The organism is Sinobacterium norvegicum (genome assembly GCF_923077115.1).
Classification (GTDB): Bacteria; Pseudomonadota; Gammaproteobacteria; order Pseudomonadales; family Sinobacteriaceae; genus Sinobacterium; species Sinobacterium norvegicum.
The window spans coordinates 1,452,680-1,468,868 of record NZ_CAKLPX010000001.1; the positions used below are offsets into that span (position 1 = coordinate 1,452,680).

A 16,189-nucleotide genomic window follows, 5' to 3' on the forward strand; every position below is an offset into this window, starting at 1 on the left:
ATCTATGACAACGCCCCAGAATCACACCAAAACTTAACCTTACTTTAAATCGATAGGGAGGCTTAGCACAATCGATTCTCCCCCCTCCAATGCTTTATCGAAGCCAGTATTGACTCAGATTAATGATTGTTCATCGGTTAACTTTAGCCCTATCACTACTGTGCTAACGTCACCGTGATCATTCATACATAATCCTATTTGCTAGGGAGAATCAACCTTGAAAAAGCTAATATCTTTTGTCGTTGCTGCCGTTGCTGCAGGCAGTTGCTTTGCCACCAGCGTCGATGACGTCACCAACAACCTTAAGCCACAAGACAACTACCCCGGTGCAGAGCGACCGGTGTTTGGCAGTGCAGCAGGGGATACTCACTTCGTCAGCGAGGGCGACCTGCAGCGTAAGTCAAACAGCAGCTACCCCGCTTGGTATCGCGGTAATGGCGAAAACGGCAAGGCCGATGCCGACTCCCTGTACTCCTATGTTGAAATTGCCGGGCCATTCAATAACCCTATCGCCACCGAAAACATTTATATGGGCACACTGATTCTTAAACCCGGGGCAACTTATCCCGCCCACAATCACGGTGCCAACGAGATGTATTATATTATCTCTGGGGAGGCTGACTGGTGGGTCAACGACCAGAAGCAACCGGTGAAGGCTGGCGATACTATCTACCACAAGCCCTTCGATGTTCATGGCTGGGTGAATACCTCCGCCACCGAGGAGCTACACGCGGTCTATATGTGGTGGAAAGAACCCGGCGATCCGGATGACTTATTCAACCACGGCGCACGCTTTGTAAACCCCGAGCTGTTTGAGTCAGAAGGCGACGCACTACCGCATGCACAGCCAATGCCGAAGCCCGCCACCCCACTAAAAAAATAAGGCGATTTAGCCTACAGTAATAGCAGAAACTCTTGCTATTTATCCGTTGGCACCACTCAATGGACTAGTGGTGCCGACCTAGTGGTCAGCCACATCGATCAATAGAAGGTTCGCATAAAATTTACACGCTATGTTGGGAGTTACGATGGCATCACTGACACTACCGATGAAATTACTATTGATTAGCCTATGGGCGATGGTGAGCTACTGGTTAGGCCACAGCCTAGTCGATGACAGCGAGACGCAGGTCGGCTTATTCATGCTGATCTTATTTGCCGGCCTCTGGGTGACCGAGATTGTGCCGCTGCCTGTTTCAGCCTTACTCGTTCCCGTCGTTGCAGCCCTCAGCCATATCATGCCATTTGGCGTCGCTATGAGTAATTTTTCATCGACCGTCATATTCCTTTTCATGGGTGGCTTTACTCTCGCCGCCCTGCTGAATAAACACGGCATAGATACCTGGTTAGCGAATAAAGTCACCACCCTCGCCGGTGGCCACCTGTGGGTATCGGTCATCTTATTCCTGCTCACCGTCGCTGTGCTATCGATGTGGATGAGCAACACATCGACCACGGCGATGATGCTGCCTATTGCCCTGAGTTTGGTCGATGATCGCTTCCCGCGCATGCGTACCTTCCTCGTACTGGGCACGGCCTATGCCGCCAATGTCGGCGGTTTGGCCACCCTGGTAGGGTCGCCGCCTAACGGTATCGCCGCATCGGCGATGAACTTGGATTTTCTCACCTGGCTCAGTGTCGGCCTTCCCACGGCGGCAATGCTGTTCCCCACCGTGCTATTGATTCTCTATCTGGTGTTGCGCCCTGAACATGACGCCCAAATCGGCCGGACAGAGCAAGCTGTAGCGATGAATTGGACACCAACAGCCAAGGGGGCCGTGGTGTTATTCTTGATCACCGTTGTGTGCTGGATCTTCGCCGCTCCTATTGGCCAATACCTGGCCGTCGATAGCTTCGACCGTATTGTCGCCGTCGCCATCACCGCCGCTGCTCCGGCGCTGGGTCTGATCCAATGGAAGGAATTAGAACGCAAGATCGACTGGGGGATTCTACTGCTGTTCGGCGGTGGCCTCTGTTTATCGATGGCGCTAAAAAGTACCGGCACATCCTCTTGGCTGGCCAGTGAATTGATGTCTGGCCTGCAGTATGCACCGACTTGGCTGCTGATTATGGCCTGTATTGCCTTTATGTTGTTTCTCACCGAACTTGCCTCTAATACCGGTTCGGCGGCTATTTTGATACCGGTGATGATCAGCTTGGCGGATCAATTTAACCCAGCCATCACCTACTCATTGGTCTTTGGCGTCAGCCTGGCCGCCACCTGTGCTTTTATGTTGCCAGTCGCGACTCCGCCCAATGCCCTAGCCTACGCCACCGGCATAGTAAAACAAAGCAATATGCTAAAGGCAGGCTTGCTGCTCAATATCGTCAGCATATTTATCGTCTATTTCTGCGTCACGCTGTTTATTTAACAATCTTCCCCCGCACTTATAGAGCTGCAGCGGGGGGAGGTTACCTTACCGATGTTACACTGTACTTCTGTCGCTACAGATCTTATTGTTACCGGTCCAACGACTCAGGATGTCAGTCTGCCCCACTATGAATATCACCAGTACTATTGCCGGCTTCGGCGGCTTGCTTGGCTTGCTTCTCGCCCTTGCACTTTATGCCGTTAATGGCCGCAACCGTTATGCCAACCGGATTTTGGCCAGCTTTGTTGCGGTCTCGTCGCTTTATCTTGTTGCTCTGGTACCCTTGCACGGAAATTTCTCGTCGCCCTATTGGCTGGTAGAAATCATCGAACTGGTGGCGATGACGCTGTTTCTTAGCGGCCCTATTTTATATAGCTATGTCCGCGCCATGACCACGCCGGGATTTCGACTCGGACAACGCGATATTATCCATATGCTGCCGTTTTTCCTGCTCGTGCTCAGCAGCTTGTTACATATGGCAACCAACCACCACCCCATCGACGACGCGACAACCATCAGCGTAAACAGCAACAGTATTGGCTATGCCTCACTGTTAGGTATCTGCCACTACCTATTATTGACACTGTATATGCTGTTGTCGCTACGTTGCTTGCGGCGTTATCAGCGGCGCCTTCCCAACCAGTTCTCGTCGTTGCAAGGGGTTAGTCTGCAGTGGTTATATATTTTGGTCAGCCTATGTTTGGGGCTGGCGGTGATCGGTGGCAGTATTGCCATCGCCAGAATAGCCACCGACTTCGACTTTTGGCCCCGCGCTGTCTACTCGATATCATTAATGCTAACGCTGTATTACACCATTGCCTTCAAGGCGATTACCCAACCGATTATCTTCAACGACATGACTTTCAATAACTCATTGAACAACCACTGTGTCGCAGACAACACACCACCGGCCCAGCCACAATATCTCACCAGCAGCCTCACCCAGGCGCAGGCAGTGCTCTATCGTCAGCAACTCGAGCAGGTCATGAGCAAGCAGCAGCCCTATCTGAATAATGAGTTGCGGCTCGGTGATCTATCGGCGCTGACCGATATACCGGCCAACCACCTCAGTCAGGTACTGAATCAACAATACGAACAGAATTTCTTTGAATTTATTAACCGTCATCGCATCGAACAAGCCAAGCAGTTATTGACCTCGCCAGAGCACGGCGAGCTGTCGATGTTGGAGGTTGCCATGCAGGCCGGCTTCAACTCCCAATCGGCGTTTTACAAGCAGTTCAAGCTCCATGTAGCACAGACACCGGCGCAGTATCGAAGACAAAACACTTCGAGCAAAATACACGCAACCAATTGATATAAAACAACTTACAGATTCTCTCTTTGGAAAGAAAGAGTCATACAGGCAGTTTTTACTCGCTCTTTATAAATGAGGAGGCCTGCCAAAATCACCCTTGTTAGCATGACCATCTCACCAATAATAATTAGATGGAATTGTGCAATGAATAAACTCACCCTCCCCCTGGGTTCTGCCCTCTTGGCGCTGAGCGCACCGGCGCTGTCACTGAACCTGCTGCTGGTCAACGATGACTCCTGTAACTCAGAGGGCATCAACACCATGGCCGACGTGTTAGAGGCTCGCGGCCATGCCATTACCATGGTTGCCCCCGCCGGCGAGCAAAGCGGCAAGAGTAGTTCAATTTCGACCGAGGTAGGTCAGAGTTATGACATCAGCAACAGCGGTTTCGAAGGTCCCACTTCGGCAGCCAATCGCTATTGCGTTCGAGTCCCGACAGAGAACCCAGAGGAAGGTGGAGCTGAGGGCTTTATTACTGCCAGCGCCAGTCCACGTGACAGCGCCTTGGTCGGCCTGCAGCTGATGAGCGATAACCAGCCCGACATGATCATCTCGGGTATTAACAAGGGCCAGAATGTCGGCCGAGTCGCCGTCACCTCAGGCACGATTGGTGCTGTGGTTGCCGGCTTGCAGAACGGTATCCCCAGCATAGCCATCAGCCGCCACCGCTTTACCGATGAGGATGGCGTCAGCATTGAGGGTGCCGCCGCCATCGTCGCCGATGTGATCGCCGAGCTTGAGGCCAATCAAATTGAGGGGCAGCCACTGCTGCCGGCAATGACCGGTATCAGCATTAACACTCCCAAGGGCGTGCCTGTTGGTATCGCCAGCACCACCCTCGGCGTCGATGCCGACCTGCGCTTTGGCCCCAAACTGAATGAGTCCGGTGGCGTCGATATTGGCTTTGGTGGTTTCGCCAACCTCGCTGAATATATCGGCGAAGAAGCCGCTACCACCCTAGCCAGCAACCCCAACGCCACTATTGCCGATTATGCCGCCGCCGGCCTTAACACCAATGACGAGAGCCAGATGTATGTGGCCAATTTTGTCACCATTACCACCCTCGATGGCGACTATACCGCAGGACTACGAAAGCGCGAATTGTTACAAGTTAAGCTTCGTAATCTTTCACTGTAAATTTGCCTGAGGAGGAGTACGCAATGAATCATTACTTCACAGCTATCTTACTGGCTGCCACCACCGTCTTACTCACGGCCTGTGACAGCGACAGTAACAGCGATAACAGTCCTGCCGCATCAGCGGTTGAATTAGCCAACAGCGGCCTGTACACCGGCACCATACAGCGGGACAACGGCGATGTCGCCTTGATTCGTGGCTATCTTGCCGCCAGTGGCGAGGCGGTCATCACCATCGAGGCTGACGACAGCGAGCAGGCGACACATATCGTCCACGGCAACGTCGATGAAAACTATCTGTTGAGCGGTGAAATCACCGATGGCACCACCAGCGAAACCGTCAGCATCGCGCTGACGGCAACCTCTGAGCAACTCAATACCAGCATCGACAGTAGCCTGTTTAGCGGCGACCTGAGCAGTTTGTTGCAGGCAGGCACTGCCAGTGCCAGCCTCGACACGGTCAGCGGTCAATTCAGCAGAATTGACGGTGACGACCGCACGACGCTGAGCATCGACGCCGACGGCAGTTTCAGCCTCAGCGGTCCCTGCCAAGACAGCGGCACAATTGCCGTCATCGACAGCGCGATAAACCTTTACAGCGTCACCACAGAGCAATCCTGTGGTCAGTTAGGACTGCTGGCCACACTGGACAGCATCGAGGTCGACAACGATGTACTGCGTCTGGTTGGCCCCCTCGGAGAGGTGGATTACTTCCGCCTGTAATCAGCGCTAAAACGCTGGCGATTCGCCAAAAAAAAGCCCGAATCATCGGGCTTTTTTTGTAACAACATGTTGATGCCAGCATAACCGCTACTGTTTAACCACCAACGGTGGATACCAGTGCCCGGTTAGCACCGACTCATCCGGCCAGTACAGCCGCATTGTAAGAGTAAATGCACCGGCTGGCGCCGGCAGCCAGTTAGTATTCTGGTCGGTGCTGGGCGGCTGATGTTGAAGCAGAATATCTACCGAGCCATCGCTGTTATAGTGCAGCGAATCACGTGAGCCCAACGAATAACGATCGATGACATTATTAACAAAATATCCGTTTTCATCGTACATCGTCAGCGACCAAAAACCGTTAACTGGTGGGATTTGATCGGCGCCAAAATGGATTTTATAATGCTTGCTGCCATCGTATGGCTGATGATGGCTATCGACCTTGCTCATCGGGTAGACAGCATCGGCAGGCTCATTGGCACCGAGGCCGATATTCGCCACCACCGCGCGCTTGGCATAATTGATACCGTAGCGGCCAATATCCTGTAGCGGAATACTCCAGCCGTCGACTGGCTCAGGCAGTGGCGGATCACGTAAAATACGCTTGGCCATCACTGCACCCGCCTGTAGCAACCATTGCTGTGCTGAGGCTAAATTGTCAAAATCAAAGTCACCCTCACCATTGATACCCAGACGACTAAGATCTGCCAATATGACCTCATCCTGCTGGTGCCCCGGATAACGCTGCAACAAAGCGGCGAAATGCTGATAAAAAGTCGCTGTATTCCAACTGGCAACCAAGGCCGGTGGCGTCAGACAGTCTTGACATTTCAGCGTCTTCGCCGTCGATGGCGGCTGGCTATTACCCTGCTGCCAATCCGTAACAGTACGCAATTGATACTGATTCTGCAGCGGATGAATCACCGCAAAATCATTACCCTCAGAAAAGGTGCGACCAATAATCCAGCCTTTGTCAGTGGCTAATTCTACCACCTGCAGACCATCAACAACCTCCCCCTGCCAGCCCTGGGCCACCAGTAAAAAATCGCCTTTTGCCTGGCCAGTGGTGCGGCTGCCAATCGATGCCACCACCTCTGTCCACATATCCATAATGGGGAACATAAAGTAGCGGTCACCCATATCCGGCACCGACAAGACCATTGGCTGCTCACTCACGTCATACCAAGCGCTGGAATAAAGCGTGTCGTTATTGGGACGAATAACAGCGGTAAAACTGGCGTCGGGAAACGCCCTGATATGATCAAAACGATTCACCGGCCCGGTGTCGTGGCCGCCGCCCATGGCCAGATGCGTCTGCTCCATTAACACCAGAGGATAGGCGTAGAAATACATCTCTACCGCCTTCTTAATCGGCGCCTTAGCCGCCCAAACAAGGGCGAGCAAGGCAACAACCAACAGCATTAAAACAAGCAGGCTTCTTTTCAACATCGCGGGCATAACACCGTCCTTCTTCAGCTATCGGTTAAAAGTTATAAATGCCCTGTAGGGCGACGGTTCTTGGCGCCAGTGTTACCTGGTTATAGCTTTCATAACCCTGTGTCAGCGGCGTATCACTGGTAAAGGTTGCGCGCCTAACATCGCTGAGGTTTTTACCAATAACCGCAACCGACCAATCACCTTCGGCATCGGTCAGCGCCACCGTCATGTCATACAGGGTATAGGCCGCGCTCTCGCTGTTAGGGTCGAGGTTGAAGGCAGTGTATTGATTATCGGTAAAACTGGCATTACCACTGACCCGCCACATCAGGTTCGATGCAATAAACTGGCTATAGTCAAAACCGAGACTGGCACTGAACTCCGGTGTGTAGATGTTTTCCATGCCGCTAAGATCGCAACTGTCACCCGTTGACGGTGGTGTGCTACCCGATGCATTACAGGGGCCGTCTTCAAACTCATCAAAATTGAAGTCCAAATAGCCCACAGAGCCATTCAGCGTCAAGCCCTCAGCAACCAACCAGCGGCCATCCACCTCCACCCCTTGAATAGTGGCCTCACCGGCATTGATCACATAATAACCGGTACCACCATCAAAGGATGAGGTTTGCAGATCAGTATAATCAGTATAGAAAATAGCGGCATTAAGCTCAGCAGCCCCCTCTAACAAACGCATCTTGGTGCCTAATTCATAGCTGGTCGCTTTTTCTGGTTCAAACTGCCAGGGCTGTGTGGCACTACTGTAATTCCCTTTAACATCGAAGCCACCGGACTTTTGCCCCTGGCTGAAACTGATATAGGCCATATTCTCATCGCTGTAATCCCACTGCACATTCAGCGATGGTGTTACATATTTATCGGTAAAACTATCTTGATTGTCGTGTCGCTCCGCCTGCAGAACAGTTTCCCAGATCAGTATCGATGTAGGGTTGGTTATCGCGTCAGTGGTTTTATAGTAATCAATACCCACTTTACGCTCCGCTTTTTTCTTTTCATAGGTATAACGCAAGCCTAATGTTGCACGGAGGTTATCCTGAATATTCCAAGTACCCTGACCAAAAGCGGCTGCGGTATAGGCTTCTTGATAGAAATCACGCCCGCTGCTAGCGAGGCCATAGGTCGCCAATTGATTGATTTGATCTTCAGTAAATTGCGGCAGGCGATCATACAAAAGGCTGAGGCTATCGGCCAAATCGAGATCAGTATCGTTACTGAAACTGAGTTCAGAATAATCAAAATAGGCGCCGGCCAACCAATCGATGGTCTCACCACCGGGCGAGACGATACGGAATTCCTGGCTCCACTGCTCATACTCCTCGTCGCCAAACTGGTCGATTGTGTCATAGGCTGAGCGTGTCGATACCGTGCCACCAGACTGAAGAATATCGGCATCGGTTTTGCTCAGCGGTGACACCGATCCACCATCGGCATCAAGCGCATCACGATAATCATAGGCCGAATAGCCGGTAATGGATTTGAGCTCATAGTCACCGGCACTGGCATCCAGTGTCAGTATGACGTTGTTGACCTCAGTATCGCGGAACTCCTCACTGCCTGCACTGCGCTTCAGGTCGAAGCTGGTTTCGCCAGCATACTTACCACCGGCATCACTGCCACTGAGCTGTAATGGTAAGCCATCTTGTTCAAACTGTGAGTGCTCAACCTGCAGAGTGGCGGTGACAGTATCGCTCATATCCCAGACCAGGCTACCGCGAATAGTTTGATCATCCTTGCTTGGCTGATCTTTATTGAGCGTGGTGTTTTCCATAAAGCCATCACTCTGATAACCGCGGACAGCGAGACGTCCCGACAGACTGTCGGTTAAGCCGCCGCTGACAATACCCTGTACTTCTTTACTGTTATATTCCGGCTCATAGAGGGCAGTAACTTTAGCCTCAAATTCTTCCGTTGGTTTCGCTGTAGTGGAGCTGATCGCACCACCAATAACACTCTTGCCGAATAATACGCCCTGCGGCCCGCGCAGCACTTCTATCCGCTCAAGATCAAAGAAAGCCGTACTGGCCAATGCCGCGCGACCGCGATAGACACCGTCGACAAAGGTTCCCACTGATTGTTCGAAGCCCTGGTTGGCGCCGGTGCCGACACCGCGAATGTAAATGGCATTACTGATGACGCCATCGGTGGCGGTTAAGTTGGGGATCGATGAGGACAAATCGGCCACATTGGTAATATTGTATTGATCCAAGGACTCGCCGGTCATCGCGGTGATAGAGATCGGCACATCCTGCAACGACTGACTGCGTTTCTGCGCCGTTACAATGACTTCTTCTAACATCATATCTTGCGCCTGCACATTCGCAACAACGGCAAGTATAGCTAAGGACAGCGTAGCTTTCTTCAACATCTTAGTATTCCTTATATTGTTATTTTTCGTTTATATTTTAAATTTTAACTGATATTTAATTTTTATTGAGACGGCACAATGGCGAAATAAGGATCTGGCTCGACCAACGTCGACAGCACCTTTAATATCGCTAATGGATTGCCATCGACGCTGGCATCACCACTAAAAATCAAACCGGTAATGCCGCGTTCGCCGATCATAAAATCGACAAAGTTTTTACTGCTAATGGTTAACGTGGCCTGCGCAGGACGCGCCTCGGCGACCACAATATTATTTAAATTGGCATTACTGAGTTCAACATAGGTAATCACGCCGTTACTTGGGTCGATCACATTAAAGTTTACAAAGCCAATCTCTTCGGCCTCGTTGCTATCCACACGCACCGCCAACAGATCAAACAACTCAGCAAAGGTTAGCTCGGCCATTACATCCTTCGAGGGCGGCTTGAGCGCCGTGTGCTGTATGCCCTCTCGCAACTCCAGCGCACCGGTTAAGTAGATATTGCGCCAACCGGCTGTTTCCGCCTGATAGCCTAGCTGTTCATAGCTATCGGCTAACAACTCGCGGGCTGCTATGTTGCCAGGCTCCGCAGTCACGAGATGATTGAGCACTGTCGAAACAAAACGATACTCTCCAGCGGTATAGTCCTGCTGAGCGCGCTTCAGTATGTGGTGGCTGCCGCCCATGTATTCAACATATTTCAAGGCCTCTGGCAGGGTTGGTAACGGATTAAGATTGGCCGGGTTCATATCGAAATAGCCGAGGTAGCGGTTGTAAACCGCCTTGGCGTTATGGCTATAACTGCCATGGTAGCCATTGGTGGCCCATGACTGCTTAATCGTCGCCGGCACCAGCGCCTCTAACGCCTCACCGATGTCCTGAATCACTACGCCATTATTGGCCAGGCGCATTGCCTGGTTATGAACAAAGCCATAGTTATCACGCTGCAGGGTCAAGAAGTCTCGAATATTCTGCCCGCCCCAAATTGGCGAGGAGTGGGAGGCGATCAAGGTTTCCGCCTCATCCCCCCAAAACACCAACATCTCGTTAATATACTTGGACCAAGCCAGCGCATCGCGTACCTTGGCGCCGCGCAAGGTATAGATATTGTGCATGCCGTGAAAGGTTAACTCCGCCGTCCACAGCATTTTCATGGCGGGGAAGTACAGTACGGTTTCAGCCGGTGCCTCGGCACCCGGCACATCGAGGGCAATCAGCTCAACGCCGTCAATGGTATGACTCTCCTGGCGCTGCTGCTGATTAAACAATTGAGTCGGCAGGGCATAGTCGATACTGCCTTCTGACAAGGCCTTACCCAAGGCCGCATCGACAATGCCGTGGGGATGTGCCTGCAAGCCTGAGCCGTACTGATAGACGGTGCGTCGTGACATGGCATTGCCAGCGAGCAGGTTTTCGCTGATGACTTCTTCGGTCATGCCCACCGGAGCGTAAATATCAATATCGGGGAACAGATCGGTAACCCCCCGTGAGCCACCGAAATGGTCGCCGTGGGAGTGCGAGTAAATCATCGCCACCACCGGCGCCTCACCACCCTCTGGCATATTCGCCAGGGCGAACTCTAACGAGGCCTTGGCGGCTTCACGGGTGAGTAAAACATCGAGCACAATCCAGCCGTTATCACTGCGAATCAGCGTCATATTAGACAGATCGGCGCCCCGCACCTGATAGACACCCTCCCTAACCTGATACAGACCCTCGGCCGCCATATTCAATGTTGCCTGCCGGTATAGCGACGGGTTGATTGAATCGGGCATGGTCTGATTAATGAACAGGTAATCGTTGCGCATTAAATCGGCCGTGTTCTGATCGAAGGGGGCGATCAAGCCTTTTTTAGCATTCTCAAACGCCGTCACGTCCTGCCAATTAAGGTCGACAGCAAACGCCTTATTCTGCGCAATAGTCGCGGCCGTGGCCGGTTTGCCCTGATAATCCAAGACCACCGCCTCATCCGCAAAGGCTGTGGCAGCCAGGGCCAGAGCCAAATAAGTCATAATGTATGTCAATTTCATCGCTAATCAGCCTAATTCTTGTTCTATAGCCACCATAACCCAGTTGTAGCAGTGATGAAATACATCTAAGATGAGGGATAGTATTCACAATATGAATAGATAAAGCCATGCCAAAGCTCAAGCATTTAGACCTCAATTTATTCCGAATATTCATCTCGGTCTACCGCACCCGATCCTTTACCCGCTCGGCGGAAGAACTGGACCTGACCCAGTCCTCGGTCAGCAATGCCATTGGCCGGCTCAAACGCAGCCTCAACAGCGAGCTGTTCTATCGTGAGGGCCGCACAACGAAAGCCACCAAGGTAGCCGATGAGTTATTTGCCCAGCTGGCCAGCTCGATTATTGATATAGAGAGAGTGGTCAACAGCCTAGAAGCGTTCGATCCGAAAACATCGGCCAGAACCTTTATTGTCTATGCCTATGACTCTGCTATTCACATGGCACTGCCGCAGATTAAACAGGCCATTGCCGACACCAATATCGACATCGTGTTCAAGCAACTGCCCGCCGACGATCAGCAGGTTTATCATGATATAGAAAATGAGACGGTCGATTTGCTGCTCGATATTTTCGTACCACCGCAGCCCTCCCTCAACAATCTAAAAATACACTCCAGTGATATGTGCTGTCTGGTGAGAAAGAATCACCCGCGTATTACAGACTCCATCTCTATCGAGCAATTTGAAGCCGAGCAGCATGTACTGCTGAGTCATCGACGCTTTAATCTAACGTTAGCTGATTATTTTATTTTACAGCGACTAGATGCCCGCCCCACCTACTGTGAACACTCGTCAGAATTTAGCATTTTAGCCACGGTCTCCGAGTGTGACGCCATCGCCATCCTGCCTCGTGGACTGGTCGAGAAGCATCAAGATAAGTTTGGTGTTCGCGCCATCGACATCCCCTACAAGACCCGGCCTATTGAGCTGAATATGATTTGGGCCAAGAAGTTCGACCAAGCACCAGCGCATCGATGGCTGAGAGAGACAATAGAAAATGTCGCAAAATTGATCTAGCCGCGACAAAACTCAGCCATAAAAAAACGAGCCTGCAGGCTCGTTTTTTTATGCAGAACAGCCCCTACGTCGGCACACAGGCTTCAGCATAAATTGTTGCCTCAGTCAGCGCAGCTACCACGATGTCAACGCTATCACAGTCCAGGTTTGGGTTTTGATCGAGGTCTAGCTGAGTCAGCTCAGTTAAGACTGTCAACGAGGACACGTCGCGCAAATTATTATCGGTGATATACAGCTCGGTTAACTTCACGAGCTTTGCCAGCGACTCAACCTCTGTGACATTATTGCCATCAATTTCTAAGTACTCCAGCTTAACCGCTGCCTCCAAGCCCGAAAGATCTGACAGGCCATTTTCCCAAATTGACAGTGCAGTGAGGTGAGGGATCTTGGCAATATCATCCAACGAGGTAATGTTATTGCCCGACACCTCTAGCATGGCAATAGTCAGGTTGCCGGCCAATGGTGAGGCGTCAACAATCTGGTTATTGGCTAAAAACAACTTGCCAGCTTCACCATTAAATTCGAACCCCGCCAAGGCGCTAATATCACCGGCTGCATCGTCACCCTCATCTTGCGTACTGTTATAGCTTTCTAAATCGAGCTGCTCTAAGCGGCCTGGGATTAACTCTAACAAAGGCTGCAATGATGCGATTTCATTATCAAATAAAAATAAATGTTTGGTTAAACCCGTCAGCTGACCAATACCTGTTAGGTCTGTAATATTAAAGCTGCCACAGTCGAGTTCATCCAGCTCACTCACCGTAGTGACGTCAAGATAGCTGGCCTGATCGAGCACACAATTTTGCAGCGCAACATCGTTAAAGCTGAGAGATGACAAGGCGATCTCTGACGGCTCAGCCTTTTGAGCCGCAGATGCCTCGCCCTCATTGGTACACTCAACACCGTCTAACAGAGCCGCTTGCACGGTAATAGAATAACTCTCGCCATTAACCACAACAGGAGCATAACTGTTGGTGGCTACACAGCTGGTGGTTGTTTGCCCCACATCTGAAGTGATGACCACTGTATAAGCATTGGCTTGAGCAACCTCATCCCAGCTGATGCGGATAATGCTATCACCCGCCGCCGCAACGACATTGGCAGGGGCCATAAGATCTTCAACCGGTGTGACTGCCGGCGGGTTTGAGGGCGTATCTGCTGGATCATCCGCGCCAGCAGCGCCAGCGCTACTGTTACTACTGCCACCACCGCCGCCGCAGGCTGATAGGGCAGCGGATAAAATAGCAGCAGTCAGTATCTTGTTATAAGTCTTCATTAGCGTGTCATCCGTTATTGTTATTTTTTATCGGGACTCATTCTTCATGCTATAGACGCAGGCAGCTGGGCTGCTATGGCGACGCATTCTTCAAAGTTGTTTCCGAGTATAGAACCCGCCTCCGCCATCACCCAGAGGTGACAAGTGTCAATTATCGTAAAGAGTTTCGACTCTGAGGAATGGTTATCATCGATTAAAACAGCGACAGAAACAGCCGTTCTTCGTCACCATTAGTTGCTTAACTAAAACGCTAATCGTATGCTCTACGCGGAACAGTAGCACCCCGTTTTATGACCCAAAGGCCCTGAAATATGAACGATACCTTATTCAGAACGCGCAAAATTATCTCCTACCCTGACCTCAACGCCGCCGGCAAACTATTTGGTGGCACGGCACTGTCGTGGATCGATGAGGAATCGGCCATCTTTGCCTCCTGTGTACTCAACCGTTCTCACCTCGTCACGGTTCACATGTCAGAGATTAACTTCAAAAACCCGGGGGAGGTGGGGCAGATCGTCGAAATTGGCACCAAGCTGGTCTCTGTCGGCAAGACATCGATCACCGTCTCCTGCCAGATTCGCCACAAGAAAACCAAGACAGAAATTATCACCGTCGACAAGGTCGTCTTTGTCACCATTGGCGAAGACGGACAGGCCATAGAACACGGCTACCAGCACGAAGAGTAAGCGCTCTTCCCCGCTGGCCAGCCTTCACGGCCAGCGGTTATCCCCGGCGCTACTCCAATCTGATCAGTGAGCGCTGCAGCTGTGCAATATAGGGTTCAATACTAAATGCCCCAGTACATTGCACCGGCCAGAAAAAAATGAATTTATCGCTGGCAGCAGGATCGAACTCCCAGGCTTGACGATGGAAACAGGTCATTTTTATGGTCAGCCGCTGACGGGGGGCATCGGCAATATGATATTGCGCTGTTTGTGCTTCGATATGCAGTAATAAACGGTAAAAGTTCACTCCCTCACCACCCTGTTCTATCGAGTAGCAAAGCCCCAGTGCAGATAGCTGATTGAGGGTAAAAAGCAGCGTTTCGGTAATGACAATGGCATCGCTGTCAGCCTCGCCAACGACAGGTATTGTCTTGTTAAAATTGCTCACATCATATCCTCGTGTCCCCTCGGTATATAGTCCTCCACCAGCGTAGACCATCGGCATTCGATAGCATTGCCGTTACTGCAGCCACACCATGCCCTGCGCCGGAGGGTCATTATCTTGCAACCACTGTTCTGCGGCATACTCAGCATCCAACACTTGCTCACTGCTCGGCGAACAGGCTTGCTCATCCAGAGAACGACAGGCGATCATGATTAAATCACCGGCGAGCTGGCCACTGAAACACCAACATTGATGTACTGTGTGATAGTGCCAATCATCATTAAACAACACGCCTTGATTCATTATAACCTCTACTTTTGACCTTATATTCCGCGATAAAAAAAGCTTGGCAACCCTGTTAACCAAGCCCGATATTACGCCAGAAAATCAGCGACTGCGATAATTTAAAACTGCTGCGGCGCTGAGTTACAACACCGGTAACGTCAGTTTATAACTGTGGCAGCGCCGGGTTAACCAGGCCGGCACTCCAGCCACCGTCGGCGATGAACTCGGCACCGGTGCTGTAAGTCGCCTCGTCTGAGGCGAGAAAAATCGTGACATTGGCCACCTCGTGCGGCAGACCAACACGGGGCAGCGGATGGGTGGGATAAAACTCATTGGCCTGTTCGACACTGATAAACTCTGAGCCGTGCATTGCGGTATAAATACCGCCGGGGTGAACACTGTTGACGCGAATACCGTATTTACCCATTTCTACCGCGGCGGATTTAGTCATACCACGGACAGCCCACTTGCTTGCACTGTATGCACAGAGGCTGTTCTTAGACTGAATGCCATCAATAGAGGAGACATTGATAATAGAGCCGCCGCCGTTGGCCTTCATCGCCTCAAACACAGACTGCATACCCAGAAAGGTACCGAGCTGATTCACCGTCGCCACCTTCATAAAGTCTTCTTCGGTGGTTTCCATAATGGTCTTATGCAGTAAAATAGCCGCATTGTTGACCAGTACATTCAATGAGCCAAGCTTTTCCGCCTCGGCGACAGCAACGGCCCAGTCGGCCTTGCTGGTCACATCCATTTTAACAAAGCTGGCAACATCACCCAGCTCAGCTGCCAACGCAACACCTTCATCCTCTAACACATCGGCAATAACAACCTTGGCACCCTGTGCCACTAAACCACGAACAGTGGCCTCACCCATTCCCCGTGCACCGCCTGTAACAATCGCTGTTTTACCCTGCAAACGACTCATTCCAATACCTTCTATATTATTTTCGTCAGTAGACATCTGAACTGATTAGTTAAGCAATTAACAGAACAGCGTCGGCTGTGCGGTTAATCTGTTGACGAAAAGTTTAACACTATCACCAAGCCCTAAATCGAGTATTTTCAAACTATATTTTTTCAACATAGTCCCAAAGGAGGTGGTT

General features: G+C 51.2%; 14 protein-coding genes. 7 read left to right on the plus strand and 7 right to left on the minus strand.

Annotation, left to right across the window (positions count from 1 at the left end; genetic code table 11):
• Window positions 1-217 precede the first annotated feature (217 nt).
• The 5 genes from L9P87_RS06450 to L9P87_RS06470 all read left to right on the plus strand — a co-directional run bounded on the left by L9P87_RS06450 (window position 218) and on the right by L9P87_RS06470 (window position 5,546).
• Window positions 218-883: a dimethylsulfonioproprionate lyase family protein gene (locus L9P87_RS06450; RefSeq protein ID WP_237443852.1), complete on the plus strand. Its 666-nt coding sequence runs from the start codon at window positions 218-220 to the stop codon at window positions 881-883.
• Between the two features lie 145 nt (window positions 884-1,028).
• Entirely contained in the window at window positions 1,029-2,372 is a 1,344-nt protein-coding gene (locus tag L9P87_RS06455) for an SLC13 family permease (RefSeq protein ID WP_237443853.1), read from the plus strand.
• A 127-nt stretch (window positions 2,373-2,499) separates the two neighbouring features.
• Window positions 2,500-3,687 (plus strand): helix-turn-helix domain-containing protein, encoded by a 1,188-nt coding sequence (locus L9P87_RS06460; RefSeq protein WP_237443854.1) that lies wholly within the window; start codon window positions 2,500-2,502, stop codon window positions 3,685-3,687.
• Window positions 3,688-3,831: 144 nt separating this feature from the next.
• Window positions 3,832-4,824, plus strand: coding sequence for a 5'/3'-nucleotidase SurE (locus tag L9P87_RS06465; protein ID WP_237443855.1), 993 nt, complete (start codon window positions 3,832-3,834; stop codon window positions 4,822-4,824).
• A gap of 23 nt (window positions 4,825-4,847) precedes the next feature.
• Window positions 4,848-5,546, plus strand: coding sequence for an META domain-containing protein (locus tag L9P87_RS06470; protein WP_237443856.1), 699 nt, complete (start codon window positions 4,848-4,850; stop codon window positions 5,544-5,546).
• Window positions 5,547-5,633: 87 nt separating this feature from the next.
• On the opposite strand, the gene L9P87_RS06475 is transcribed toward L9P87_RS06470, so the two are convergent.
• The 3 genes from L9P87_RS06475 to L9P87_RS06485 form a co-directional block, all read right to left on the minus strand.
• Window positions 5,634-7,001: a DUF1254 domain-containing protein gene (locus tag L9P87_RS06475; RefSeq protein WP_237443857.1), complete on the minus strand. Its 1,368-nt coding sequence runs from the start codon at window positions 6,999-7,001 to the stop codon at window positions 5,634-5,636.
• 25 nt (window positions 7,002-7,026) lie between these two features.
• Window positions 7,027-9,363: a TonB-dependent receptor gene (locus L9P87_RS06480; RefSeq protein WP_237443858.1), complete on the minus strand. Its 2,337-nt coding sequence runs from the start codon at window positions 9,361-9,363 to the stop codon at window positions 7,027-7,029.
• Window positions 9,364-9,425: 62 nt separating this feature from the next.
• Window positions 9,426-11,393, minus strand: a complete 1,968-nt coding sequence (locus L9P87_RS06485; RefSeq protein ID WP_237443859.1) for an alkyl/aryl-sulfatase — start codon at window positions 11,391-11,393, stop codon at window positions 9,426-9,428.
• Between the two features lie 107 nt (window positions 11,394-11,500).
• Here L9P87_RS06485 and L9P87_RS06490 point away from each other — a divergent pair, with 107 nt between their 5' ends.
• On the plus strand, window positions 11,501-12,409 hold the full coding sequence (locus tag L9P87_RS06490) for a LysR family transcriptional regulator (protein ID WP_237443860.1): 909 nt from the start codon (window positions 11,501-11,503) through the stop codon (window positions 12,407-12,409).
• A 64-nt stretch (window positions 12,410-12,473) separates the two neighbouring features.
• Here the strand turns inward: L9P87_RS06490 and L9P87_RS06495 are convergent, their stop codons facing one another.
• Complete coding sequence (locus tag L9P87_RS06495) at window positions 12,474-13,685, minus strand: leucine-rich repeat domain-containing protein (RefSeq protein ID WP_237443861.1); 1,212 nt, start codon at window positions 13,683-13,685, stop codon at window positions 12,474-12,476.
• Between the two features lie 311 nt (window positions 13,686-13,996).
• Here L9P87_RS06495 and L9P87_RS06500 point away from each other — a divergent pair, with 311 nt between their 5' ends.
• On the plus strand, window positions 13,997-14,371 hold the full coding sequence (locus tag L9P87_RS06500) for an acyl-CoA thioesterase (protein ID WP_237443862.1): 375 nt from the start codon (window positions 13,997-13,999) through the stop codon (window positions 14,369-14,371).
• A gap of 49 nt (window positions 14,372-14,420) precedes the next feature.
• Here L9P87_RS06500 and L9P87_RS06505 read toward each other — a convergent pair whose 3' ends face one another.
• The 3 genes from L9P87_RS06505 to L9P87_RS06515 all read right to left on the minus strand — a co-directional run bounded on the left by L9P87_RS06505 (window position 14,421) and on the right by L9P87_RS06515 (window position 16,011).
• Entirely contained in the window at window positions 14,421-14,798 is a 378-nt protein-coding gene (locus tag L9P87_RS06505) for a hypothetical protein (RefSeq protein ID WP_237443863.1), read from the minus strand.
• Window positions 14,799-14,870: 72 nt separating this feature from the next.
• Window positions 14,871-15,098, minus strand: a complete 228-nt coding sequence (locus L9P87_RS06510; protein WP_237443864.1) for a hypothetical protein — start codon at window positions 15,096-15,098, stop codon at window positions 14,871-14,873.
• 145 nt (window positions 15,099-15,243) lie between these two features.
• Window positions 15,244-16,011, minus strand: coding sequence for a glucose 1-dehydrogenase (locus L9P87_RS06515; RefSeq protein WP_237443865.1), 768 nt, complete (start codon window positions 16,009-16,011; stop codon window positions 15,244-15,246).
• Window positions 16,012-16,189 lie beyond the last annotated feature (178 nt).

What these genes read in the sequence shown, in the direction of transcription:
- L9P87_RS06455 (WP_237443853.1), top strand. Translation starts at nt 1,029, where the DNA reads ATGGCATCACTGACACTACCGATGAAATTACTATTGATTAGCCTATGG.
- L9P87_RS06460 (WP_237443854.1), top strand. Translation starts at nt 2,500, where the DNA reads ATGAATATCACCAGTACTATTGCCGGCTTCGGCGGCTTGCTTGGCTTG.
- L9P87_RS06465 (WP_237443855.1), top strand. Translation starts at nt 3,832, where the DNA reads ATGAATAAACTCACCCTCCCCCTGGGTTCTGCCCTCTTGGCGCTGAGC.
- L9P87_RS06470 (WP_237443856.1), top strand. Translation starts at nt 4,848, where the DNA reads ATGAATCATTACTTCACAGCTATCTTACTGGCTGCCACCACCGTCTTA.
- L9P87_RS06475 (WP_237443857.1), bottom strand. Translation starts at nt 7,001, where the DNA reads ATGCCCGCGATGTTGAAAAGAAGCCTGCTTGTTTTAATGCTGTTGGTT.
- L9P87_RS06480 (WP_237443858.1), bottom strand. Translation starts at nt 9,363, where the DNA reads ATGTTGAAGAAAGCTACGCTGTCCTTAGCTATACTTGCCGTTGTTGCG.
- L9P87_RS06485 (WP_237443859.1), bottom strand. Translation starts at nt 11,393, where the DNA reads ATGAAATTGACATACATTATGACTTATTTGGCTCTGGCCCTGGCTGCC.
- L9P87_RS06490 (WP_237443860.1), top strand. Translation starts at nt 11,501, where the DNA reads ATGCCAAAGCTCAAGCATTTAGACCTCAATTTATTCCGAATATTCATC.
- L9P87_RS06495 (WP_237443861.1), bottom strand. Translation starts at nt 13,685, where the DNA reads ATGAAGACTTATAACAAGATACTGACTGCTGCTATTTTATCCGCTGCC.
- L9P87_RS06500 (WP_237443862.1), top strand. Translation starts at nt 13,997, where the DNA reads ATGAACGATACCTTATTCAGAACGCGCAAAATTATCTCCTACCCTGAC.
- L9P87_RS06510 (WP_237443864.1), bottom strand. Translation starts at nt 15,098, where the DNA reads ATGAATCAAGGCGTGTTGTTTAATGATGATTGGCACTATCACACAGTA.
- L9P87_RS06515 (WP_237443865.1), bottom strand. Translation starts at nt 16,011, where the DNA reads ATGAGTCGTTTGCAGGGTAAAACAGCGATTGTTACAGGCGGTGCACGG.